At 60.2% G+C, this 23,435-nt stretch carries 25 protein-coding genes; 16 read left to right on the forward strand and 9 right to left on the reverse strand.

Features of this window, described 5'->3' with window-relative positions; all coding sequences use genetic code 11:
• Window positions 1–14: 14 nt before the first annotated feature.
• The gene (locus tag SB765_RS25125) at window positions 15–1,376 is read left to right on the forward strand and encodes a DEAD/DEAH box helicase (protein WP_019473861.1); all 1,362 of its coding nucleotides are present in this window, start codon (window positions 15–17) and stop codon (window positions 1,374–1,376) included.
• A 696-nt stretch (window positions 1,377–2,072) separates the two neighbouring features.
• On the opposite strand, the gene SB765_RS25130 is transcribed toward SB765_RS25125, so the two are convergent.
• Complete coding sequence (locus SB765_RS25130) at window positions 2,073–2,687, reverse strand: recombinase family protein (protein ID WP_410932096.1); 615 nt, start codon at window positions 2,685–2,687, stop codon at window positions 2,073–2,075.
• A 763-nt stretch (window positions 2,688–3,450) separates the two neighbouring features.
• On the opposite strand from SB765_RS25130, the gene SB765_RS25135 reads away from it, so the two are divergent.
• The 8 genes from SB765_RS25135 (at window position 3,451) to SB765_RS25170 (ending at window position 10,573) form a co-directional block, all read left to right on the forward strand.
• The gene (locus tag SB765_RS25135) at window positions 3,451–3,864 is read left to right on the forward strand and encodes a hypothetical protein (RefSeq protein ID WP_410932097.1); all 414 of its coding nucleotides are present in this window, start codon (window positions 3,451–3,453) and stop codon (window positions 3,862–3,864) included.
• Window positions 3,861–4,037 (forward strand): hypothetical protein, encoded by a 177-nt coding sequence (locus tag SB765_RS25140; RefSeq protein ID WP_410932098.1) that lies wholly within the window; start codon window positions 3,861–3,863, stop codon window positions 4,035–4,037. The genes SB765_RS25135 and SB765_RS25140 overlap by 4 nt, the downstream gene beginning before the upstream one ends.
• 33 nt (window positions 4,038–4,070) lie before the next feature.
• Window positions 4,071–5,015 (forward strand): hypothetical protein, encoded by a 945-nt coding sequence (locus SB765_RS25145; RefSeq protein ID WP_410932099.1) that lies wholly within the window; start codon window positions 4,071–4,073, stop codon window positions 5,013–5,015.
• Between the two features lie 192 nt (window positions 5,016–5,207).
• Window positions 5,208–8,477 (forward strand): hypothetical protein, encoded by a 3,270-nt coding sequence (locus SB765_RS25150; protein ID WP_410932100.1) that lies wholly within the window; start codon window positions 5,208–5,210, stop codon window positions 8,475–8,477.
• A complete protein-coding gene (locus SB765_RS25155) occupies window positions 8,474–8,725 on the forward strand; it encodes a hypothetical protein (protein WP_410932101.1) in 252 nt (83 codons plus the stop codon). Before SB765_RS25150 ends, SB765_RS25155 begins: the two co-directional genes overlap by 4 nt.
• Entirely contained in the window at window positions 8,718–9,278 is a 561-nt protein-coding gene (locus tag SB765_RS25160; protein ID WP_410932102.1) for a hypothetical protein, read from the forward strand. Before SB765_RS25155 ends, SB765_RS25160 begins: the two co-directional genes overlap by 8 nt.
• Window positions 9,271–10,263, forward strand: a complete 993-nt coding sequence (locus tag SB765_RS25165) for a hypothetical protein (protein ID WP_410932103.1) — start codon at window positions 9,271–9,273, stop codon at window positions 10,261–10,263. The genes SB765_RS25160 and SB765_RS25165 overlap by 8 nt, the downstream gene beginning before the upstream one ends.
• 4 nt (window positions 10,264–10,267) lie before the next feature.
• Window positions 10,268–10,573 carry a hypothetical protein gene (locus SB765_RS25170; RefSeq protein ID WP_410932104.1) on the forward strand — a complete coding sequence of 102 codons (306 nt, stop codon included), beginning with the start codon at window positions 10,268–10,270 and terminating at the stop codon, window positions 10,571–10,573.
• A gap of 142 nt (window positions 10,574–10,715) precedes the next feature.
• Here SB765_RS25170 and SB765_RS25175 read toward each other — a convergent pair whose 3' ends face one another.
• Window positions 10,716–11,501, reverse strand: coding sequence for a hypothetical protein (locus SB765_RS25175; RefSeq protein ID WP_410932105.1), 786 nt, complete (start codon window positions 11,499–11,501; stop codon window positions 10,716–10,718).
• Between the two features lie 28 nt (window positions 11,502–11,529).
• Between SB765_RS25175 and SB765_RS25180 the strand changes: the two genes are divergently transcribed.
• A complete protein-coding gene (locus SB765_RS25180) occupies window positions 11,530–11,922 on the forward strand; it encodes a hypothetical protein (protein WP_410932106.1) in 393 nt (130 codons plus the stop codon).
• Window positions 11,923–11,934: 12 nt separating this feature from the next.
• Here the strand turns inward: SB765_RS25180 and SB765_RS25185 are convergent, their stop codons facing one another.
• The 5 genes from SB765_RS25185 to SB765_RS25205 all read right to left on the reverse strand — a co-directional run bounded on the left by SB765_RS25185 (window position 11,935) and on the right by SB765_RS25205 (window position 17,076).
• The gene (locus SB765_RS25185) at window positions 11,935–12,987 is read right to left on the reverse strand and encodes a hypothetical protein (protein ID WP_410932107.1); all 1,053 of its coding nucleotides are present in this window, start codon (window positions 12,985–12,987) and stop codon (window positions 11,935–11,937) included.
• 113 nt (window positions 12,988–13,100) lie between these two features.
• The gene (locus SB765_RS25190; protein ID WP_410932108.1) at window positions 13,101–14,489 is read right to left on the reverse strand and encodes a primase-helicase family protein; all 1,389 of its coding nucleotides are present in this window, start codon (window positions 14,487–14,489) and stop codon (window positions 13,101–13,103) included.
• Between the two features lie 391 nt (window positions 14,490–14,880).
• On the reverse strand, window positions 14,881–15,141 hold the full coding sequence (locus SB765_RS25195; protein ID WP_410932109.1) for a helix-turn-helix transcriptional regulator: 261 nt from the start codon (window positions 15,139–15,141) through the stop codon (window positions 14,881–14,883).
• A 277-nt stretch (window positions 15,142–15,418) separates the two neighbouring features.
• Window positions 15,419–16,678, reverse strand: coding sequence for a tyrosine-type recombinase/integrase (locus SB765_RS25200; RefSeq protein WP_410932110.1), 1,260 nt, complete (start codon window positions 16,676–16,678; stop codon window positions 15,419–15,421).
• Window positions 16,679–16,803: 125 nt separating this feature from the next.
• Entirely contained in the window at window positions 16,804–17,076 is a 273-nt protein-coding gene (locus SB765_RS25205; RefSeq protein ID WP_410932111.1) for a hypothetical protein, read from the reverse strand.
• Between the two features lie 215 nt (window positions 17,077–17,291).
• On the opposite strand from SB765_RS25205, the gene SB765_RS25210 reads away from it, so the two are divergent.
• The 4 genes from SB765_RS25210 to SB765_RS25225 all read left to right on the forward strand — a co-directional run bounded on the left by SB765_RS25210 (window position 17,292) and on the right by SB765_RS25225 (window position 19,306).
• Window positions 17,292–17,570: a BrnT family toxin gene (locus SB765_RS25210; protein WP_410932112.1), complete on the forward strand. Its 279-nt coding sequence runs from the start codon at window positions 17,292–17,294 to the stop codon at window positions 17,568–17,570.
• Complete coding sequence (locus SB765_RS25215) at window positions 17,548–17,802, forward strand: BrnA antitoxin family protein (RefSeq protein WP_004576871.1); 255 nt, start codon at window positions 17,548–17,550, stop codon at window positions 17,800–17,802. Before SB765_RS25210 ends, SB765_RS25215 begins: the two co-directional genes overlap by 23 nt.
• Before the next feature lie 76 nt (window positions 17,803–17,878).
• Window positions 17,879–18,274, forward strand: coding sequence for a transcriptional regulator (locus SB765_RS25220; RefSeq protein WP_410932113.1), 396 nt, complete (start codon window positions 17,879–17,881; stop codon window positions 18,272–18,274).
• A 105-nt stretch (window positions 18,275–18,379) separates the two neighbouring features.
• The gene (locus SB765_RS25225) at window positions 18,380–19,306 is read left to right on the forward strand and encodes a DMT family transporter (RefSeq protein WP_014755720.1); all 927 of its coding nucleotides are present in this window, start codon (window positions 18,380–18,382) and stop codon (window positions 19,304–19,306) included.
• An 18-nt stretch (window positions 19,307–19,324) separates the two neighbouring features.
• Here the strand turns inward: SB765_RS25225 and SB765_RS25230 are convergent, their stop codons facing one another.
• Window positions 19,325–20,497: an MFS transporter gene (locus tag SB765_RS25230; RefSeq protein WP_410932114.1), complete on the reverse strand. Its 1,173-nt coding sequence runs from the start codon at window positions 20,495–20,497 to the stop codon at window positions 19,325–19,327.
• A gap of 106 nt (window positions 20,498–20,603) precedes the next feature.
• On the opposite strand from SB765_RS25230, the gene ptrR reads away from it, so the two are divergent.
• On the forward strand, window positions 20,604–21,497 hold the full coding sequence (gene ptrR / locus SB765_RS25235; RefSeq protein ID WP_063427284.1) for a putrescine utilization regulator PtrR: 894 nt from the start codon (window positions 20,604–20,606) through the stop codon (window positions 21,495–21,497).
• Between the two features lie 124 nt (window positions 21,498–21,621).
• Window positions 21,622–21,750, forward strand: a complete 129-nt coding sequence (locus tag SB765_RS25240; protein ID WP_009683677.1) for a PA1414 family protein — start codon at window positions 21,622–21,624, stop codon at window positions 21,748–21,750.
• A gap of 186 nt (window positions 21,751–21,936) precedes the next feature.
• Here SB765_RS25240 and SB765_RS25245 read toward each other — a convergent pair whose 3' ends face one another.
• The gene (locus SB765_RS25245) at window positions 21,937–23,316 is read right to left on the reverse strand and encodes a sodium:solute symporter (protein WP_016498451.1); all 1,380 of its coding nucleotides are present in this window, start codon (window positions 23,314–23,316) and stop codon (window positions 21,937–21,939) included.
• Between the last annotated feature and the right edge of the window lie 119 nt (window positions 23,317–23,435).

Here is a 23,435-nt window from a genome sequence, read left to right on the forward strand (position 1 = left end):
GAAAACGTTACCCTATGCAACTGAATTTCCCGCACTTGCCTGAGGTTACCTCCGTGTTCTCCCAATTCGCCCTGCATGAACGCCTGCTTAAAGCCGTGGCCGAGCTTAAATTTGTCGAGCCGACCCCGGTGCAGGCCGCGGCCATCCCCCTGGCCCTGCAAGGGCGCGACCTGCGTGTGACCGCGCAGACCGGCAGTGGCAAGACGGCGGCCTTCGTATTGCCGCTGCTCAACCGCCTGGTCGACCTGAAAGGCGGGCGCGTCGAGATCCGCGCGCTGATCCTGCTGCCGACCCGCGAGCTGGCCCAGCAAACCTTGAAGCAGGTGGAGCTGTTCTCGCAGTTCACCTATATCAAGGCGGGCCTGGTGACCGGCGGCGAAGACTTCAAGGAACAGGCCGCCATGCTGCGCAAGGTGCCGGACGTGCTGATCGGCACCCCGGGCCGTCTGCTTGAGCAGCTCAACGCCGGCAACCTCGACCTGTCCCACGTGCAGGTGCTGATCCTCGACGAAGCCGACCGCATGCTGGACATGGGCTTTGCCGAAGACATGGAGCGCCTGTGCAAGGAGTGCGAGAACCGCGAGCAGACCCTGCTGTTCTCCGCCACCACCGGTGGCGCTGCCCTGCGCGACATCATCGGCAAGGTGCTGAAAGACCCTGAGCACCTGATGCTCAACAGCGTCTCGCAGCTGGCCGAAGGCACCCGCCAGCAGATCATCACCGCCGACCACGACCAGCACAAAGAGCACATCGCGCAGTGGCTGCTGGCTAACGAAACCTTCGACAAGGCGATCATCTTCACCAACACCCGCGCCATGGCCGACCGTATCTACGGTCACCTGGTGGCCAAGGACGTGAAGGCTTTCGTGCTGCACGGCGAGAAGGACCAGAAGGACCGCAAGCTGGCCATCGAGCGCTTCAAGCAGGGCAGTTCCAAGGTGCTGGTGGCTACCGACGTGGCGGCTCGTGGCCTGGACATCGACGGCCTGGACCTGGTGATCAACTTCGACATGCCTCGCAGCGGTGATGAGTACGTGCACCGCGTGGGCCGTACCGGCCGTGCCGGTGGCGAAGGCCTGGCGATCTCGTTGATTACCCACAACGACTGGAACCTGATGTCGAGCATCGAACGCTACCTCAAGCAGCAGTTCGAACGCCGTGTAATCAAGGAAGTGAAAGGCACCTACAGCGGTCCGAAGAAGGTCAAGGCTTCGGGCAAGGCGGTTGGCGCCAAGAAGAAGAAAGTTGACAAGAAAACCGGCGACAAGAAAGCTGCCGCCAAGCGCAAGCCAACCGCCAAACCGCGGGCCAACGCACCGCTGGCCAGCGCTGACGGCCTGGCGCCGCTGAAAAAGCGCAAGCCTGCTGCGGAATAAAAGTCACGCCGGCCCTTTGCAGAAGCGACACGAGCTTGCTTCTGCGAAGGGCGTGCGCAGGCGACGAACGATCACTCCGCCGTTTTCTCTGCCTGCTTCAACTCCTTGATCCGCTGGTCGATCAGCTGACACTTGTCGGGCAAGTCTCTGGTGACTTACTACGTTGGCGCCTAGCCGGCTCTAATCCGGGTTCTTCGCTCTTCGGCACAGTGGAGGGGAGGGCTGCGCTATACGGTTTTATCTACGGTCTTGCAGGGGAGGGCGCTGTGCTTGGCGCGCCAGGCTGTGACTATACGGCAGCCGGCTTTCTTAAGGCTGGAAACGGGGATTTCAGGCCTCCGGCATGATGGCACATGGTGTAGCTAGGTAGTTAGGTGCGTAGGTAGGTTTTGGGGAAGATAACTACAGGCTTCAGGCGTCTAGCACAGTTGTTCGGATGCTACTGTAGTTATGTAGTTAGGTTTTTATAATTATTGGAGGAAAGGTAAAAACCCTGTAGTAGCTATAGGGTTATGGGGTGTTGCCAGCAAAATAGGGTTTGACCTAACTACCCTAACTACACCTATGCTCAAACCCTTGTGCTAGAGCCGTTTCTGCCTGTAGTTGAGTCCTGGCTACATTCCGCCACTCGCAACTACACCTCTATTATCGGTGCCACTATTGGCCATGTGCCATCCCTGGCCCCAAGATCCAAGATCAACCCTTCAACGCTCGTTGCACAGTGCTCAGTGCGCAGCCGACAGTCTTTGCCGTTTCCCGCAAGCTCATGCCTTTTGCCCTGCATGCCTGGATGCGCTTGTGCAGGTCTGCGTCCACTGGCCGACCAGCATACTTGCCAGGCTTGTCCTTGGCAGCAGCGATCCCTTGTGCCTGGCGACGGCGCCGGTCTTCGTAGTCTTTGCGCGCAACCACGGCCAGCATGTCGAGCAACATGCCGTTCACGGCCGCAATCATGCCTCTGGTGAAGTCATCCATGCCGCTCTCAGGCTTCAAGGCTGCATGGCTGGTGCTGAGGTCCATGGATACCACCGTAACGCCACGCTCGCCGATCTGTGCCTTGAGTCTGGCCCAATCGTCCTGGGTGAGACGGGACAGGCGGTCTACTTGTTCGATCAGGATCACATCACCCTTGTGGCTGTCCTCCAGCAGCCTGAACAGCTCAGGTCGCTGCAGCACCGTGCCTGACTCATTCTCGACGTACCACGCGGCCACCTTGTGCCCGTGGCTGCCGGCGAACTGTTCCAGCACATCCCTTGCACGGCTGGCGTTCTGGTCATCGCTCGATGCCCGGAGATACGCACGAATGAACATGGCAAACCCTCCTATACCGTTATGGGTGTACCGAATATAGGTGTACTCGTTTGGGCTTGCAAATAGATATCTCGGTACAGCTGCAACCCGCTGACAAGCGGTACTCGTTGAGGCATACCCATATCGGTACAGCTCTTCGGCACAGCCTCCACCAGAAAAGGGGTCACTTCAAAACACTGTGGGTGTGTGTCAACGAACGTCGTTTCCTATTGCTGAAACGTTTCATATTAAGCGAGAGGGCCATCGATGAAGGGGCTGACTACCTGGCAGCCAGAAAAAGACCCCCAGCGGCCAGGATTATCGGACCGTGGTGGGGGTGTGTCGTCCTTTGTGCGTCACGAAATATACGTATCTACCCCTGCAAAATTTTTCCAAAATTCTAAGCCCTAACTTTTACGCATTGACTCTGCAGAACAAAAATCCAACGGCCTCAGATCTGTGCCCTCCCAAAAAAATCCCCCACACTTAAAACTTAATTTAACGTTCCGCTCCTAACACCCAAATAATCCCAAACACGCAGCACCACCTTAAAACATGTGCCAAATCAGCAGTTTATATAGGTTTAGATCGAATCCGAACGCAACGGTGCTGGGGTAATTGTCCCGGTAACTGTGTCGCTCGCAATCGCAACTTCACGGAACGCTCGTACACAACTTGGTTTACTCCTAGCAAGCATGACGCCGTTCGTCTAGAAGTTATTGTATAGACAGGTATTCACTATTAAGTTGAATGCACTCAGCGAAACATCCGGGGGGATGCGACGATGAACTTCCCAACTTCCAGCGCCACCGCCGCAGTCACCAGCCAACAACTGGCTGACCTGCTCGCCGTCACGACCAGCGCGCTGAGCCATAACCCCCGGTTGCCCGAATCCACCCCAGTGCACACCGGCCGCCCTGGCAATCCTCAACACGCCTTCGCCCTGGATGCCCTGGCCGCATTCGCCTACGACCAAACTGCGCACCTCACGGAAGCCGAATGCCGCTTGCGCCTGGCCCTGATCGGTCGCACTGAACCGTCCCGCACCAGCAAGCGCACCTGTGCCAAGCCCGGACCGTTCCGCCTGCTCGACAACGGCGACGGCACCTTTCGCATGGTCCTGACCCTGCTCCCCGACGAATTCACCCTCACCGAACAACGCGGCTTGCGTGCCGCCGTGATGGAGAAACAGCCATGAATCCCAAGTTCATCCCCGCCCCGATGGCCACGCTGATGACTATGTACCCCGAGGCCCCAGCCCTCCCGCCTGAAGTTCAGGCCAAGGCCGATGCCCTCCATGCCGAAACCATGGCACTGGTTCACGCCCTGATACGCAGCGCTGCGCTGCCAGGGAACGACACCATTCATTGATTACCAGCCGCCGTGCTGGTGGAGTAAGGAGAAATGCCCGGTTTCATCGACACACTTAACCAAGGCATTGGCAATGTGACGGGTACGCCGCTCGGCCAGCTGGGACTGCAGATGCTCATGGCGTCCGGACCGCAACAAGGCAACCCCGGATTCGGTGCCCGCTTGGGGCAAGCTGCCGCTGGCATGAGTGAAATGCAACGTGTGCAGGCACTGGGCGAGTACCGCAACAACCTGGCGCGGATGCAGCAGGAACAACTGCAATTGCAGCAGGCCAAGGCACAGCAGCAGGCTGACCAGCAACGGCAGTACCAACAGCGCCTGCAAGACCCACAGTTTCAGGCAGGCCTCAGTCCACTTGCGCGACAACTCGCTACGCTGGGGGTCGACCCTGCCGACCTGATCCGCGCCACCAACTCGGACGCGCTCCAGGCCCACCGCCAGGCCACGCTGCAACAACAGCAAGGCCAGTTCGATACCCGCGAAAGCCGTATCGGTGCCGGTGCCGGTTCATCCGCGCCCAAGGTGCCAACGCCTCGGCAGATCATTCAGGAACACTTGCCGGATGGCCGCGTGCAAAACCATATGTACGACGCTGCAACCGGTGGCTACAAACCATACGGTTCGGCCTACAGTCCCTATTCCAATCGTGGCAAAGCCAAGGGCGGTGCTGACGGGATGGTCGACGCCATCCTCAACCCTGAACAACCAGACGCCGAACCTGTGCCAGACGCCAGTAGCCTGCCCGGTACCGGCAACATGCAGAGCTACATGCCGAAGCCGCAAGGCCCGGTCGGCGTCCTGCCGATGTCAGCACAAGGCGGTAACGCCGCGCAGAAGCCCGCACCCAAGGCCGGTATGCGTGTACCTGGACAGGCGCAGATCGCTCGCCCGCTCACCAAGGCGGACTATGACGCCTTGCCAGCCGGTGCCCAGTACATCGACCCCAAAAGTGGCAAGACCGCCACTAAGCGAGGTTAACGTGCAATGGCCACCAGCGCTTTCGGTGATGAAATTCCAGACGACCCAGCAGCGCCTGCTCCTGCAGTACGCCAACCGCAGGCGGCGCCAGCGCAGCCACAGGTAAGCGCCTTTGGGGATCCTGTCGACAGTGGCCCCACCCCCGCCACAACTGTGCCACCCGCATCTGGTCGGCCATGGAACGCGAATGACATGTTGCCGGAAAGCCTGCAGGGTATCGGCCGAGCAATCGACGACTACGGCTTGAGCCTGTCCAGGGGCATGATCGGCGCAGCCGAAGGCATCGTCGGTGTGGGTGACTTGGCGACCGGTGGCCGGGTGACGCCGGGCCTCAATGCCGCGTATGGCTATGACCCCCAAGGCCGTCGCGTCGAACTCGACCGGATGGCTACGCCTGAACGTCAGCAGGCCATGCAACAGCTCGACCGCGCCCAAGGCTTCGCCGGTACGCTGAATGCTCTGAAAAACAACCCGTCACTGATCCCTCATGCCGTCGTCGAATCGGTGCCCAGCATGGCACTGGGCGGCGCCGCTGGCCGTGGTGTCGCTGCCGGCATGAAGGCCCTTGGTGTCACCCCAGGCATGGCCGGCATGATCGGCGCGGGCGCTGGTGAAGGCATTGTCGCCAGTGGCCAGCAGGCCTCTCAAACTGTGCAGCAGAACCAGCAGAAAGGCGTCGACGGCCTCACCCTCGGCCAGACCGGCTTGGCGCTGGGTACCGGCTTGGGTACTAGCCTGCTCGGCATGGCCGGCGCACGCATCGGCCGCAGGCTGGGCGTCGCTGACATCGACCTGCAGCTTGCCGGGCAGAACGGCGCAGACGTGGCCAAGGGTCTGGTCAATCGCACCTTTGTTGGCACCGGCATCGAGAGCCTGGAAGAACTCAGCCAATCCGGCCAGCAGCAGGTTTTGAGCAACCTGGCTAACGACCGGCCAACCATGGAAGGCGTCACCAAGCAAATGGTCTTGGGCGGTGTGGTTGGCGGTGCGATGGGTGGCGCTGCCGGCTTGCGTCGACCCAACATGAACACCCCGGCAGAACAGCCAGCGGCCCCAGTACAGCAGCCCGAGGCGATTGCAGCACCTGCGCCGGCAGCCCCGCCAGCTCCACCACAGCCAGCCCCGCAACCTGTGCCAAAAACCCCGTTCGCCGGTAGCCAGGACATCACCCCGCTGCTGGATAACCTGGGCGTACAAGGTGGACAGCGCACGCGGTCGCTCGACCTTCTGCGCCCAGCCGAACAGGACATTGAGGCACGCCGTCGCGGTGTCGTGACCCTGGATGAACAACGCCGCTTGGCCAGCCTGATTGGCCTCGACGGTGCGCAGGCGCAGGTATTCAGCCGCAAGATTGGCCAGGCCTGGAACGCTGAACAGATTATCGCCGGCACCGACCTTGTGAGCGACCGCCTGAAAATGGTCATGGAGCAGCAACAGCGCATCGCCAGCGGCCAGGCTACCGACCTGGAAAAGGCCGCATTTGTGCAAGACCTGGGTGACATGAAAGTCATGTTCGGTGAACTCATGGGCGCACGCGCCGAGAGTGGCCGGGCATTGGCAGCGCAGCGGCGCCAGGTGCAGGACATGAAGGAAGCCCAGCGAATCCTTGAAGGTATCGGCGGCGTTCAAGGTGCCGACGACATGGCTGCAGCCATCGGAAAAGCTGTGCAAAGTGGTGGCGTACAGAACCTGGCCAAGCTGGTGGCCAAGCCAGAGGGCGCGATGCAGCGCCTGTTCGGCTACTACTTCCGGGCAGCTCTGTTAAGCGGCGTTCGGACTCATGCGGTCAATATCATGAGCAACAGCGCCGTACTGGGTAACGAGGCCGTCGAACGTGGTATCGCCAGCGGTATCGCCAGCATCAAGCGCGGAGCCACGGGCGGCAAGTACGGAGAAACCGCGTCGACCGAAGCTGTAGATCAATTGATGGGTATGGCACGGGGCATGGCCAGGGCCGGCACCGCTGCCGTCGATGCATTCAAGACGGGCGAATCCCCAGTGTTGGGTGGCATGGCCAAACAGGACAACAGCCAAGGCCTGAACAACACCCCGCGTCGGCCCGGTGTGCTCGGTGGTGCAGCCTTCGCAGCCGACCGCGCTGCCAGCGTCCCTTACCGCCTGCTCGGTGCGGAAGACGCATTCTTTGCCACGCTCAACTTTGAGGCTGAATTACGCGCCCTGGCCCGCCGCCAGGCCATGAATGAAATGCGCCAAAAGCAGTTACCCAAGGGCATCAAGATCAGCCAGCGCACTGACGAACTTGTGCAAAACCCCACCGCAAAAATGATTGAAGCGGCAGGCCTCCACGCCAGAACCACGACGTTCAACAACAAGGCCGGCACCTTCGCCAATTCGATCATGATGGCGAAGAGCAAACATCCTTGGCTGAACCTGATCGTGCCCTTCGTCCGTACGCCAATGAACGTGGTTGAGTACGGCCTGAAACGCACCCCGCTGGCGCCGTTGTTCAAAGGCGTGCGCGAGGATATCAAGGCCGGTGGCGCACGTCAGGAGCAGGCCCTTGCCAGGATCGTTTGGGGTTCGGGGGTCATGGCGATGGCCGGGCTGGCTGCGCAGGCTGGATATATCACCGGTGCCGGTCCCGACGACAAGAAGGAAAAACAGGCCTTGCTGGCTACCGGCTGGCGGCCGTACTCGGTCAAGGTGGGCGACACCTACCACGAATATAACCGCGCTGACCCCTTTGCCATGTGGCTCGGCCTGGCTGCCGACATGGCAACCATGGACTACCAGCACAAGGACGCCGCTGACGTATCCACTGCTGTGCTCGGGTCGCTGGTGAGCAACACGATGAACAAGACCTACATGCAAGGTCTGAGCAACTTCGTCGAGTTCCTGCAGGATCCCAACCGCAATGCCGAGTGGTACAGCCGGCAGATGGTCGGGACCATGGCCCAGCCGTTCACCCTGCTGAGCAACATCGCCAGCGAGACCGACCCCTTCGCCCGTGAAGGTGACTCGATCCTTGATTCGATCAAGTACCGGCTACCGGGCCTGCGCAACGACCTGCCCACCAAGCTCGATGGCTACGGCGAACCTGTGCCAAACCGTCAGTATCCCGGTGGCCCGTTCTCGGTTGGCGCGCCCATTGCCCAGTCGCAGGAAACAACCGACCCGGTACGCATCGAAGCTAGCCGATTAGGTTGGGCGCCTACCGAGTTCCAGAAGTCGCTGACCCTCAGTGGCAAGAAAATCGAAATCCCCGCCGAGCAGCACCATGAATTGGCAGAGCTGGCCGGCAAGCTGACCCACCGCGCTGCGCAGAAACTCATGCGTTCTCCAGGCTGGGCAAAGCTGGATGACGACCAGAAGCGTGACGCCCTGCAGGACGCGGCAACCAAGGCCCGCACCTCTGTGCGCCTGGCCTCGATCCCCTTTGTCACAAGAGGCAACCGCGCTGCGCTCGACAAATTGCGCGACCAGATGGAGGCACAACCATGACCACCGAAATTGAACAGGCCGAAGCCGCCGTGCGCCAGGCCAAAGATCAATACGACGAACTGGTGCGCGCCCACCTCATGCTGCGCGACCGCCTGCCCGCTGCTCAGCAGGAACTGGAAGCCGCACGCGCACAGCTGCGCCGTCTGAAACAGGCTGACGGCACCGCCGCCACACTGTGCCAGCAGCGTGAAATCGACCGACTCACCGCCGCCATCGCCGCAGCCAACGAGGACCGCAGCCATGCATGACATCGAACACCTGAACAACCTGCGACGGGACGCCGAGTGGCACAACGTCGACACCGCCCGTGCCAAGCTGACCACTACCGTGGATGGGCAGTACGTCATCACCTTCGACAGGCCCGTCGTGGACCTTGGCCCGTGGACTGAGTCCGCACCAGAGCGCACTGTCACCGCCCGCAGCGCCGAAGGCGCAGAAATCGCGTTGCTCGACGGCCTGGTCAAGCTGCATGTGTGCGAGCGCCGCCGTGTGCGTACCGGTGTCGTGGTCGGCTGGACCGGTGCCGACATCGCCCGTAAACCGTTGACCGCCGGAGAAATTGCTGCGTTCAAGGCCAGGACCAATCCGGCCAGGAAGATCGAGAAATTGCAGGAAGAGCTGACCGAAGCCCTGGCTCGGCAAGCCGCCCGCGCTGCAGCCGCACAAGGCGCCGCCGACCTGGCTGAGCGCTACGGCCTGGCCGCAGCCGCACCTGTGCAAACCAGCAAGCCCACCGGCACCGTCAGCGGTCGCCCAAGCAAAGCCAAGCGCGCATCGCGCCAAGAGGTGAACCATGAGTGATACCAGCATCCAAGTCGAACCAATCGACGGTCCAGGCGAAGGCGTACCGGTCGACGGCCTGGCCGCACATTTGACTGGCAGTGTCGGCCTGGCCGATCAGCCTCGTGATGATGACCTGATGCCAGACGAAATCGCTCATGAGGTCGAGTCATATCAGGAACACGCTGCGCAACGTGATGAACACCTGAGCGACGATGGCCAGGGTGAAGACGAGCAGCAGGCGCACAACGGTGACAAGCGCAATGTGCCCCTTGGTGCCTTGCAGTCCGAACGTGCGAAGCGGCAGCAGGCCCAGGCCGAAGCCGAGCAATTGCGCCACCAACTCGCCGCGCACCAGCAGCAACTGGCTCAGTTCCAGGCCTGGCAACAGCAGGTGGCCGCCCAGCAGCAGCCGGCGGAAATTCCAGCGTTCGTGGACGACCCGGAAGGCCACGTCAAAGCGCTAACCGAGCAGTTTGAACAACGGCTGGCCAACATGCAGGGGCAGCAGGATCAACGCCAGATGCTGGAGCAGGCTGCAGCACAAATCCAGCGTGACGCTGTGCAGGTCACCCCGTTCATCAACGAGGTGGAACCGAAGTTCAAAGCCGCGCACCCTGACTACGACGACGCCCGCGAGTTTGTGCAAGCGAACATCCGCCAACAGCTGGCCGCGCAGTACCCTGGCGCCACGCTGGAGCAGGTCCACGACCTGGAGAAAATCGCGACAATCGGCTTCCTCCGGCAGTGCCAGGCCAACGGCATCGACCCTTGTGCCCATGTCTACCAACGTGCGCAGGCGCTGGGCTTCCAGACTCAGGCACGGGCGCCGGCCATCTCGATGAAGCGCGCACCGACCAGCCTGTCGAATCTGCCGGCATCTGGCAAGGCGCCAGACGAACAAGGCGCAATGTCTGCCAAGCAGATCGCCAGCATGTCCAACGAACAATTCGATGCGTTCTTTGAGCAGATGCGCGCCGCTGATGCACCACGGTTTGGGTTCTGACGCCATGGACGAGGTCATTATCCCCACGCGGCGAGCCACACGCGGCGACCGGATCATGCAGGGCCTCGCAGCTCTGCAGCGCGACGTTGAGCTAGGTCGGAACGAGACGTTGAAGCGCCAGCGCCGAGCTGTCCTGCGCGGCATGCGCGCCGGCATATGGGCCGACGGTCAGGGACTGACGATTGACGAGGTAGTGCAGGGGTTGAGGGCTGAGCTCTTCGGCTGGCCACTCAGCATGCTACCGACCAACGAAGATGATGAACCTGTGCCGATGGGCACAACAACTGAGGTAGAGGGCAATGAGCGATAAAAGACCAGGCGTTACCAAGAAACCGGTCAAGGACCAGACGTGGTTTCCGCAGCAAATTCACCCCTCGATGCCGCGCAAGCCAAGTGGCAAGCGCGGTCGGGGGAAATGAGGGGTTCAGCGCAGGTGGCAGGGATGCCCATTTTTACTCAACGGATTTAGCTCTTACGAAACTCAAATCGACTTCACAGCTGATATATCCAAAAGCTTCCTTCCGTCTGTCGCCGACTGCATCATCGTACTCGATCCAAAATTCACCTGCAGTAGTGCAATCCGACCATGGGTACCTGAAAGTTACATTGAGTTGATCGCCCTCAGGCAGGTCGCCTAGCTCTAATGGCTGACCATAGTTAAGATTTTGATCGCCGTGCAAAACTGCGTTCAGTGCCTTTTTGCCTTCGTTTCTAACATTGACTTGCCTTCGAACCCATTTTTCAGTCCGGCTGTGGATGAGTGAGTTAAGAACATCAAAGGTGAATAACGCTTTAAGGGCTCTGTCACGCTCTTGCTTGGTGGTCTTGACCATCTCTTTGTGCTGCTCAACCGAGTTTTTCAGCTCGGCCGCCTGCATTCGTAGTTCGTACCCTTGCTGCATGAAGCCTAGGACAAGCCAGAGGAACGCAACTGGACCGAACGCACCTGCTAGGAAATCGCCCACTTCGTTCAGAGGCATATCCCCAAGCGTGCCGATCCGGCCCCACGTCAGTGCAGTGATACCAACTAGGTAGATCAGCGTAGCGCCGCCGCCAATTTCCACCATGTGCTGTCGCAGGTGCCATTCTGGTTCTCTGCGCTTCTTCACAATGCGTAGCGTTAAGGTCGCGCATACGGCGACTGCAACCAGCAGCACAAGGGCCGTCGACCAATACGCCCATCCTTCATCCGGTGGCGCGCTCCAGTAGACACCGTCCACCGATTCCCATACAGCCATTGCAACCCCTTCGCTCTATCCGTGGCACATGGCCAGCGATGATAGCGGCGTCGATCTGCTGATGGAACTCTTGCAGGCTGTCACAGTTGTGCTGAACTTCTTGGGCCACCCGCTGGAGCATGCAGCCATGACGCCCGAACAGATCCGCGCCTTCATTGAGCGTGAGTACAGCCACCTAGTAGCAGAGCCACGCCACAACCCTGACGGCTGGGCCTTCTTCCTCGGGGCTCCGCGTCGGGGTGCTGACAGCAATCGGATTTTCCGAGCAGTACAGCACAGTGGTGGCGGTCCCACCAGGCTCAAGCTGGCAGTGACTTCCAGGCTGAAAGGCGAGCCGGTAGAGATTGATTTCACAGGGAGTGAGGCAGCGCTGAAGGAGCTGATCGACAGGGAGCTACAGCGCTACAGCGACGGCCTTTAGCAGCCTTCGTGATTACTGTCCTGGGCCGCGAGAAGCCCCCTTGGGCAGCTCAAGTTTCTTGATGATTTCCATGACTAGCTCATGGGCATTGATTGGGAAAGGATCAGCACCCACCCTGGAGAAGTCTCGACCTGCAAAAATCTTGGAAGCAATGTCGATCTTGATCTTGTGCTGTTCCTCTGGAGGCAGAGAGGCCAAGAACGGGGTTATGGCTTTCAGGTCGAGCGATGTCTGCAAGTGCTGATACTGCTGCTCCCGATGCTTCGCAGACTCCCTTGCCAAGTAAGCAGCCGGCACCGACAGCAAGAGCGCCAACGTGATCCGAATGACAAAATTTTCCCAATGTATTTCAGCATCCAGACTCTTAAATGCGGTCACACCCAGAATGGCAACGACGAATGCCATGCACGCAATCGACCCCCACCTGAGCATATCCGCCATTCTCTTCTCAACTTCGGATGACTTGGCATAGTCGCCGGCCACCACCTGAGCTGAAGCATGACCTACAAGTTCATCAATCTGAGCTTTTTTCTCGTTCAGAATGGCCCTACTCTCTTCATAGGCTAGAGAGATTTTTTGTATTTCATTGCTAGCGGTGTCGTGCAAGGTATTGATTTTTACCTCTATCTCAGTCAATCGCCCTTGCTCGATGTTTATTTGTTTTCGCAGGTCCTTTTCGGCCTCTTCTAAATCTCGGAGTGAGATCATACCGTTTTCATGTGACACTGATATCATCGCGCTTAATCGCGCGGCCTGTTTTAGAAGTTCGTCAAGTAACTCCGGTCGGACATTCAGTTTGGCCGTCCTGGTAACTGAGACTAAATGCTCTCCGCGAGAAGCAACATAGTTCGCCCTGCCTATGAGGTCCAGGTAATGAGTGCTCGCTAGTTGGCTTTCAAACATCTCAAGTTCTTGTCTGAAGTTTTCAAATCGGTCATGGAGTTCTAGGGTGAGTTGATCGGGGCCAATGTCACTTTTAAGTACGCTAGCAATTTGTTTCAGTTTTTCGACTGTTGCGCGAACCTGATCTTCGTTGAAATTCATTTTTCTGTAGTAGTGCTTCAAGAATTATGGATAGCCATCAACGCTATCTAATTGCCATCACAATGTCTAGTGCGCCGGCACGCAACGCCTCTCAAGGCGGATGTGTCGAAATTGTGTGGACAGAACCCATTCCGCTATTCATGGTTGGCCACCTCGCTTTCAACGGATTGATCTTGAACAGGGAACAGGCGCACTCCGGTGTCGAGATGGTTCATGCGTTGCTCGGGAGAAGCAGCTTTCCACTGCTCGGCATTGCGGATTAGATACACATTGAGGGGCATCGACTTGCCGGTTTCCTCCTTCAAGATCCGCAGCGGCTCCGGTTCCCCACAAAGAACCTTGAGCACCTTGCCCAGGCTGGTGATGTTCGCCGGCTTAGTCAGGGCCAGTCCCATGTTGTTGAGCTTGGTGGCGGCTTCACCGACCACGATGATGTCTTTATCAAACGGCTCCCGCCGCTGCTCGATCATCTCCTTGGCGACCCCGTAAAGCTCGCCTTGAGCGGCGTCCTGCATGGCCTTGGCAGCAGCGGTTTGCGGCACAGGGGTATGCGGATCCCAGCCAGCCGGGAATTGCCACTGTGCCAGCACACCGGCCACCAGCGCCGGCCCCGGCCCCTCCATCCATGCATGCATTTTGCGGTAATAGGCGTCGGGCTGGCGTTCGGCATTGCACATGAATACGGCCACACGCCGGTCGTTTTGCATCAGCGGTAGCGCGTCCTTGTTGTTGGTCGTGACGATGTAGTGGGTGATGTTGACGATATCCTTGGCCGCTCGGCCTTTACCCTCGAATGAAACCTGTTCCTCGGAAATCATGTTCTTGAAGTTTTCGTAGCCGTCCGCCTTCTCCGACCTGGCCATTTCGTTGATGAACAGAATGCGCTTGTGCTCGGTCACATCGTCGAATGATTTGGTCAGCGCCCGGCCGCTACAGGTGCCAACCATGCAAGGCCCGAACACGGCCGCCAGTAGCTTGTGCAGCATGGACTTACCCACGCCGCCGAGTTTGGAATAAAAGAGAATCGCGCTCGGGATTTTGATTTCGGGGCGTTGGTGCAGTGTGGCCAGCCAGTTCAGGAAATACATCACGACCACTTCGTCGCCGTCAGCTAGGTACATCAGGTGATCTGTCAGCGGTTTGATGTCCTCAAGCGTGGCGTCCAGCTTGGGCGGGACCATCGTTTTCTTGCGCTGGTGCCACAGGTTGAAGACTTCGGGGTTGTCCTCGGCCTCGGACTTGGCGGTCGGCTCCATCACCAGGCGCCGCGCCACGCGCTGCAGGGGGTCTTCCCAGTTCCACCAGATCGCACCCGACTCGGCCCGTTCTTCCTTGCCGTCAGCATTGATGATGATGATTCCACCGTAGTGTTTGCCGCAATACTTCACGAAGCCTTTCTGGCCGAAGATGTCGCCAGATTCGATGTGGACTGCGCGCTGCTCGCCGTTCGCTGTCAGCATCACGAAGTCCTTAGAGATATAGCGAAGGATTTCCCTCGACTCGGCGTCAATGCTCAGGCCCATTGCACACCCCCGCTAGCCACTACTGGCTGGTGTATTCGTGCTGCGCGCTGGGGCGCCCCCTGTGCCGTTTGTTGACGCGCCCGTTGCTGGACCGTATTGCGCATTACTGGCGCGGGCAGCGGCACAGTTGGTCGGCATGCTGGTGCAACGGCAGGCCTTGGACGCAGTACCGAGGCGGTGGCTTGCTGAGTGGTCAGCATGACCGCACTGCCGGTGATGCAAGGGTTCGGCTCACTGGTGAGCAGGGCGTGGATGACGCCCGGATCGTATTCGTCCCAGCGTTCGTCACAGGTGACGGACGGGCATGCGGCACTGGTTTGCAGTGTTACAATATAACAATTCATAGTGATACCTTTCTGCCCTGGCCTCATCCGCCATGGGCTTTTTCTTTTCAGGCTGGCTGCTGTTGGCCCTTGCGGTCCAGGTGACGCGGCGCGGCGATCCGGTCGGCAATCCACTGCTCAATCTCGGCACGCACCCAGGCGACCTTGCTTGCACGGCCATTGCGGCGAAGCGGGCCGAGCGCAACGGGGGCGGGAAAGCCATTGGCGATCTGTGCATAGAGGGTTGGCCTGTTCCTATAGCCAGTGACCGCCAGGACTTCTTCGATAGTCATGAACGGCGATTGAGGAAGAGTGTTAGTTTTGCTCATGGCCATTACCTCTCGGACAACAGTGGACGCTCAACAAACTTTTAAAAAGTTGTCGAATTTAAATGTCGGGATTTCCCCGGCGCCATTGACTACTATCCTAGTTGGTTATACGGAATGGCCAATAGCTCCAAGTGACTATCAGCATACTCCGAAATACAGCGGGTCAAGGACCAAGGGCGGAGAAGTTGCGAATGACCATTTGTCAGATGTAGTTGCAGCCCTTGCCCTGTAAGGGCTGCAGCAAATATCAAAAAGTTATTCGGCGGTGCCTAGGTTTTTACGAATCGCGTAACTTTTCGAGCCAGTCGGCATAGAGTTGTGCTGCCTCGGCGCGTTCGCCCAGCATGTCGTCGCGGTTGTACGCCCGGCCCAGCGGATCCTTGGTTTCGTGCCCCATGGCCAGCTCCAGCACATCGGGGTCAATCTTGAGGTGCTTCTTGCCGAGCGTCCGCCAGCTCGCCCGGAAGCCGTGGGGTGTCACTGTGCCAACGTCGTACTTCAATTGCTCGGTGATCAGTAAGCGCATGCTTTCGGGATGCATCGGCTTGTCAGGGTCAAGGCGCGACGGCAGCACATACTCGGCCGGACCAATGCGGCGCTGCTGCAGTTCTCGCAAGATGTCACTAGCCTGGCGGGGGAGGGGCACATGGTGCTCCTTGTCCACCTTGGGCATGACATACACCCACCAGCCAGCCTTGAGGTCGGCCCAGCGCATCGCCGCCAACTCCCCCGGCCGCACCGGCAGCATGGTCAGCAATCGCAGGCCATACCAGCTCGGGCTGTGGAGCGGGTGTGCCTCCAGTTTGCGCAGGAAGGTGCCCAGCGCGACGGGATCGAGGATCGCCGCATGGTTGCCCTGTGAGCGGGGTTCGCCCTTCTTGCGCTTGGACAGGAAGCCTTCGCAGCCTATCGCCGCGTTCTCGCTGACGTACTTCGAAGTCTTGGCGAAGGCCAGGACGCGCTTCACTACACTCAGTGCATAGCGCTCGGCAGTGGGCCGCTTCGACTCCGGCTGCTGGTAGGGCTTGAGCACAGCTTTGATGTGGTCCGGGCTGATCTGCTTCACCGGCACATCGCCCATGATTTCATTGATTGCGGCGAGGGCGTATCGGTGGCCCTTCTCGGTGCTGGGCGACCAGTCGTTCGCCGTCATGTTGTGTTCAACGAACTCGGCCGCCACGGCGCGGAAAGTCTGTTCGCGCTCGGTCTTGCGTGCGGCTTGCTGCGCCTTTTTCTGGTCCTTGGGATGGATACCTACCCTTGCACCGGCTTTGGCCGCCTCTGCAGCGGCGCGGGCTTCTACCAGGCCCATATGATCCTGGGGCAGTGGCACACCGGTCTTGGCGACGTAGTAGTGGCCGAGGGTACAGACACGCTCTTTTTTGTCGACCCAATACCGCAAGAACCACGACTTCAATCCGGTTTTCGAGACGACCAGATACAGTCCCCGCACAGTGCCGTCCGGGTAGGTGTCGGGGGTCTTCGTGTCGCGGACCTTCGCGTCGGTCAGCGGTTTCGCCGGGGGCTTCTTGGTCATGGTCACGGCCTTCTGTATACGGTTGTGCCTCAGTGGGTCACGGTAAATTATACAGTTGTGCACATGATTTCAGCGTTTTCCGACGAACATCGCTTTTCACCAAATTACAGCTTAAAGCGGCGTTTTTACTGGGTTTTAGCCTCGGCGCCCTTGAGTTCCTTGATCCGCTGGTCTATCAGTTGGCACTTGTCGGGCAAGTCCTTGCTCGCCGTCCCCAGATCCATCCCCTGAAGCTCATCATTGATCTCCTTGGCCTTTTGCGGGTTCTGCTCGGTCAACTGAGTAACCAGCCCGGCCAGCTCCTCACGTTTCTGCGTCGCTTCTTCAGGTGTGCAGGCCCAAGCGGGCAGGGCGCAGAGCAGGGCAGTGGCACAGGCTATGGGCAGTAGCGGTTTCATCCTTCCAGCCTCCGGCGGTGGTGATGCCCGGTGGAGGGCTGTGGGTGCAGGGAAGTTCAGGGCTTGCGACCGATGGAAGATTTCTTTGGTGGTGGTAGTCCGTTTCTGAAACGCTCCCGTATCCCTCCAGCGCCGTTGAGCAGCACGCTACATCGCTCTAGTCTCGAAGGAAAAGAGGGGGTATTGTATGTACAGCTGTAAATACAGGTCGTCCCATGTTCTTTGAATGGGACGAAGGGAAAAACCAGAGCAATATCCGCAAGCACGGCATCGACTTTGCCGACGTTCCTGACATGTTCAACCATCCCATGTTGATCCGGCGTGATGAGGATGTGGAATGTGCTGAAGAACGTTGGGTCAGCCTAGGATGGCTAAAGGCGCTGTTAGGTGTCGTCGTGTACCCGGAGAGGCGGGGTGAGGTGATACGCATCATTTCTGCAAGAAAAGCCACCAAACGGGAGGCCAGGTACTATGACCAAATCATCGAGAACTGACTGGAGCCGCCTGGCCCGACAGGACGACAAGGATATCGACACATCAGATATCCCTGAACTGGACCAGGACTTTTTCCGCCAGGCCGAGCTGCGCGTTCCCGCCAAGCAGACGGTGACCATTCGACTGGACTCAGATGTCCTCGCCTGGTTCAAGGAGCAGGGCAGCGGCTACCAGACCCGCATCAATCAGTTGCTGCGCCAGTACATGCAAGCGCAACAACGCCAGCGCTAAGCGCTTTGGAACGCTTGGCAACCTTGGCAGGTCCCAACCTGTGTACCCCTTTCGTCCACAGCAGGAGCCCGTAGCCATGAGCATCGCCTACGACTGGGACCTGATCGAACGCTTGCTGCACGAAGTGCAGAACGGCGCCGGTCACAGCTTCACGCCCCGCCCCTATGCCGAGCAGCATGCTGCTGCACTGGCCGCCAAGGGTGAGCCGGTGGGTGACGTGGATCACCTGAAAACCCGTGCATGCGAGTTTGAAAAGCTGCTATTTGAGCGCGGATTCATTGAATGCCGGCCTGAAGAGGACGGCGGCAATGGCGAAAACTTCGTCCTGACCGAACGCGGCTCGCGCTTGATGAGCCTGATCGACAGCAGCATCCCCGGCTTCGAGCACCCGCGCCAGGTGCTGGATGAGCAGGAGGATGCGCTGGACGAAACGACGTTCGAACGGGTATCTGCGAAGGCACAGATTGCTTGAGGTCGTTTTAAGGCTGGCAAGTGCAGCGTTCGAAACCCGATAATCGGTAGCCTCTGAACGCTGCCGAGCCTTGCCCATGCCTACGATCACCCCAGAGGCCCGCTTATGAGCGCGGTCCGCAAGAACCCTGACGCCTTTGCCTTCCAGGTAATGCTGGGCCTTTGCCTGATCTGGGGCTGCCAGCAGGTACTGATCAAGACTGCTGCCGTCGACATCGCGCCGGTGATGCAGGCAGCCCTGCGCAATGGCATTGCCGCTGTGCTGGTAGGCCTGATGCTGTGCTGGCGGGGTGGCTGGGAGCAGGTCGGCAGTACCTGGCGCGCAGGGTTGGTGGCGGGCGGGCTGTTCGGGGTGGAGTTTCTGTTCATTGCCGAAGGGCTGAAACTGACCTCGGCGGCGCACATGTCGGTATTCCTCTATACCGCGCCGGTATTTACCGCCTTGGGCCTGCATTTTCGTCTACCCAGTGAACGCTTGCGGCTGCTGCAGTGGCTGGGCATTCTGCTGGCCTTCGGCGGCATTGCCATGGCCTTTGCCGGTGGCACTTCGTTCGAGCACATGGACAGCCGCACCTTGCTGGGAGATGCCTTTGGCGTGATCGCCGGGCTGGCCTGGGGCGCGACCACGGTGGTGGTGCGTTGTTCACGGCTATCGGAGGCGCCGGCGACCTTGACCCTGTTCTATCAGCTGGCGGTCGGTTTTGCCGGGCTGCTGCTGATCGCCCTGCTCAGCGGGCAGATCGGCGCGGTGTCGCTGACGCCGCTGGCGATGGGCAGTGTATTGTTCCAGGGGATTGTGGTGTCGTTCATCAGCTACCTCACCTGGTTCTGGTTGCTGCGCAAATACCTGGCCTCGAACCTCGCGGTGTTTTCCTTCATTACCCCGTTGTTTGGGGTGACCTTTGGCGTTTTGCTGCTGGATGAGCCGCTCAGTGCGAATTTCGTGGTGGGGGCGTTGATGGTGTTGTTGGGTGTGATCCTGGTCAGTGCCGAGCCTTGGGTGAAACAACAATTGCGGCGGTTGGTAGGGTGATGTGTTGCCTGTACCTGCTCAGGATGCAACCTTGGCCTGACAGGCGCTTCCTTGCTGTGCGTTACCCGGCAACTGGACCAACACGCCCGCCACCGCCAGCCCGCCCGCCGCCAGCATCAATGCCGGTTGCAGCCCGCCACTGTAATGGCTGCTGACCGCCGCCAGCAGGGGCCCGCTCAACTGCCCCAGGGCAAAGCACGCTGTCAGCAGCCCGGCATTGCGTTGTGTGGCATGCGGTGCCAGCTCCCGCGAGCGCTGCATCACCAGTTGCATGCAGGCCAGGAACGGCCCGCCACACAGCACCACTCCCAGCGCCAACCCGATACCCCCGCCCATCAGGCAGGCCAGCACGCCAAGCCCTTGCAACCACAAGGTGGCGGTGAGCCAGGTCGAGGTGCGGCCACCACGGCGCAGGCTCACCAGCATCACCCCCAGCGCTGCCGACAGGCCAAACGCCGGCCAGAACAGGTCGGCCATCCATTGCCCGCGAAACTGCTGGTTGGCCATCTGTGAGAGGAAGGTGGCTGGCAGGATGTAGCCCACGCCGTACAGCGCGTATACCAGCCCCAGGCGGCCAATGCCGACGCTGCGGGTCGGGCCCGGGTGCGAGGGCGATGAGGTTGGCGCAGCTTGCAGAACGCGTGGCAACCAAGGCCGCACGGCCAGCAGCATCACCAGCGCGGCCACGGCATAGATCAGCCACAGTGCTGCCGAGCCCAGCCCAGCCAAGTGCGCCACCAGTGCCAACAGGCCGGTCACGGCGATGCCCAGGCCGGGCCCTGCAAACACCAGGGCACCCAGCCGTTGGTGGTTGTGCGCGTTGGCCACCTGTTGGCTGAGGCTGGTGATCATCACCAGCACCCAGGCACTGGTCACGCCGGTGCCAAAGCGCAGCAGCAGGTGGCTCCAGAACCCGTCGGCGGCCCATGAGGCCAGGGTCAGCAGCACGCACAGCCACAGCCCCCCATGCAGGCGCAGGCGCACCTGGCCGGGTGAGCGGGCGAACATGGCGTCCACCGCGCCAATGAAATAGCCCAGGTAGTTGGCGGCCGCGACCAGCCCGGCGACCGTCAGGTCGAACTGGCCTTCGGCGATCAGTTGTGGCAGTTGCGGGGTGAGGGCAAAACGGCCTATGCCCATGGCCATCATCAGCGCCACGGCGCTGGCGAGCAGTTGAATGAGGGGCGACATGACAGGTCTCCTGCACGGATGTAAGCGATGACTGGCAGGTTAGGGTGGTTTCATTTTCAATAAAATTGAATAATGATGATCAAGTTGTTCTGTTTTGGAGAATGCTGTGGAATTCAGCCAGCTGCGTATCTTCCAGGCCGTGGCCGAGGAAGGCTCGGTCACCCGTGCCGCCGAACGCTTGCACCGTGTGCCATCGAACCTCTCGACGCGTTTGCGCCAGCTTGAGGAGCAACTGGGTGTCGAGTTGTTCCTGCGTGAGCGCCAGCGCTTGCAGCTGTCGCCGGCCGGCAAGGTGCTGCTGGAGTACGCCAACCGCCTGTCGGCCTTGCGCGACGAGGCGCTGGCCGCTGTGCGCGGCGGCCAGCCAGCCGGTGACTTCGTGCTGGGGACCATGTACAGCACGGCGGCGACCCACCTTCCGGCGTTGCTCGCGCGTTATCACCAGGCTTACCCCGCAGTGAACCTGCAGGTGCGCGCAGCGCCCAGCGGCGAGCTGCTTGAAGGCCTGCTTGGCCACACACTGGACGCTGCCTTGGTAGATGGCCCGCCGAGCCTGGCCGGGCTGGATGGCGTGCCGCTGTGCGAAGAGCAGCTGGTGCTGATCACCAGCCCCGAGCACCCAGCGGTGCACACTGCCAAGGATGTGGCGGGCAAGGCGGTGTTCACCTTCCGCCAAGGCTGTTCTTACCGGATGCGCCTGGAGGCGTGGTATGCACATGCCCACACGCCCATGGGCCGGGTGATGGAGATCGAGTCGTACCAGAGCATGCTGGCCTGCGTGATCGCCGGTGCAGGCGTGGCGATGATGGCCCAGTCGATGCTCGACAGCCTGCCTGGGCGCACCCAGGTAAGGGTGCACCCGCTGCAGGCACCTTTCGATCAGGCGGTCACCTGGCTGATGTGGCGCCAGGGTATGCGTGGGGCGAATTTGCAGGCGTGGATCGACCTGCAACAAAGCGAAACGATTAACCAGTCGTCGGAATGCGCCGCTACGGCTTGATCCGCGTCAAAATGGCCCTTATCTGTAAGAGCATAGGCATGCGTAATACAGGACATCAGGCTATGATCTGTATGAAACATCCCAGGATTGATTCGCCGTGAGGCTGACCCGTCAAGGGGGCATTATGAATAAACCACTGTCCAACTGGCTCCACGACCTGGCGGTCGCCCTGGGGCTGATTCCACCACCCTTGCAGCCGGTGCCGATCCCGACTGACGAAGAGCAGCGCAAACGCCAACCGCGTCGTCGCTGATATAAGACAAAGGCCGCAGCCCCTGGGTGGGTGCTGCGGCCTTTTTTTGTGTCTTGGAGTTTATTGTTATCTCTTCTGGCCCTATCGCCGGCAAGCCAGCTCCCACAGTTACTGCGCAAGCCTCAGGCCCTGTGCATTTTTGGTGGTAGCTGGCTTGCCGGCGATAGAGCCGCTTCAGGCTAATGGTCAGGCCAGATTCACCGCACCGACTGGTTTGCGCGACATCAGGCTAACCGCTACGAAGCTCACCAAGCCGATCGCCAGGCTGTAGTAGATCGGCGTGTTGGCTTCCAGCCCGTCCTTGAACATGAAAAGCAGCGCGGTGGCAAAGCCCAGCGACATGCTGGCAATCGCGCCGGCGGTGGTCGCACGCTTCCAGAAGATCGCCCCGATCAGCGGGATCAGCATGCCGCCGACCAGCAGGTTGTAGGCCAGGGTCAGTGCGTTGATCACATCGTTCACCATCAGCGCGATGCCCAGCACCACCAGGCCGGTGAGCAGGGTGAACAGGCGGCTCATGCCCAGGCTCGACTGCTTGCCGCCACGCAGCTTGGGCAGCAGGTCTTCGGTCACGGTGGTCGAGGCGGCCAGCAGGCCGGCACTGGCGGTGGACATCATGGCTGCCAGGGCTGCGGCCATCAGCAGGCCACGGATGCCATCGGGCAGGGTGCTTTTGATCATCTCGGCAAAGGCGTTGTTCGGGTTGGCCAGGTCGGGCATCAGCACATGCGCGGCCATGCCGATGGCGGCGCAGGCCAGGCCGTACACCACACAGTACACACCGGCAACGGTACCGGCACGCTGGCAGACCTTTTCATCACGGGCGGTGAACACCCGCTGCCAGATATCCTGGCCGATGAGGATGCCGAAGAAGTAGATCAGGAAGTAGGTGATGATGGTGTCCCAGCCAATGGTGGTCAGCTGGAAGCTGGCCGCTGGCAGTTTGGCCACCAGGGTGTCCCAGCCACCGGCCTTGTACAGGCACACCGGCAGCAGGATGAACATCAGGCCGACGGTCTTGATCACGAACTGGACGATGTCGGTCAGGGTCAGCGACCACATGCCGCCAATGGTGGAGTACAGCACCACCACACCGCCGCCGAGCAGCAGCGAAGCCCAGAACGGCAGGTCCAGCAGCACCTGCAATACGGTGGCCATGGCCAGTGTCGAGGTGACCCCGATCATCAGCGCGTAAGCCAGCATGATCACGGCACTGGCCTGGCGTGCGGTGGGGTTGTAGCGTTGCTCAAGCACCTGGGTCACGGTGAAGATGCGCAGGCGCAGCAACGGTTTGGCCAGGAACAGGTTGATGGCGATGATGCCCAGGCCCAGGGCTGCGCACAGCCAGAAGCCGGAGATGCCGTGAACGTAGCCCAGGCGCACGGTGCCGACGGTGGAAGCGCCACCGAGCACGGTGGTGGCCATGGTGCCCATGTACAGCACCGGGCCGAGGTTGCGCCCGGCTACCAGGTAGTCTTCATGGGTTTTTGCGCGCCGCATGCCATACCAGCCAAGCCCGAGCATGCCGGCGGTATAGATCATTACAACAATGATGTCCAAGGCCATTGGGGGTCTCCCGATTATCTTTATTATGGCGAGATCGACCACGCGGGCGGCTTACGGCGCCCGGCGGTCTTGTCGTGTTGTTGGCGGGCCTCTGTGGCCCTCCCTCATGGCTCCTGCCG

It is taken from the genome of Pseudomonas sp. SIMBA_067, assembly GCF_046534675.1.
Taxonomy (GTDB): Bacteria; Pseudomonadota; Gammaproteobacteria; order Pseudomonadales; family Pseudomonadaceae; genus Aquipseudomonas; species Aquipseudomonas putida.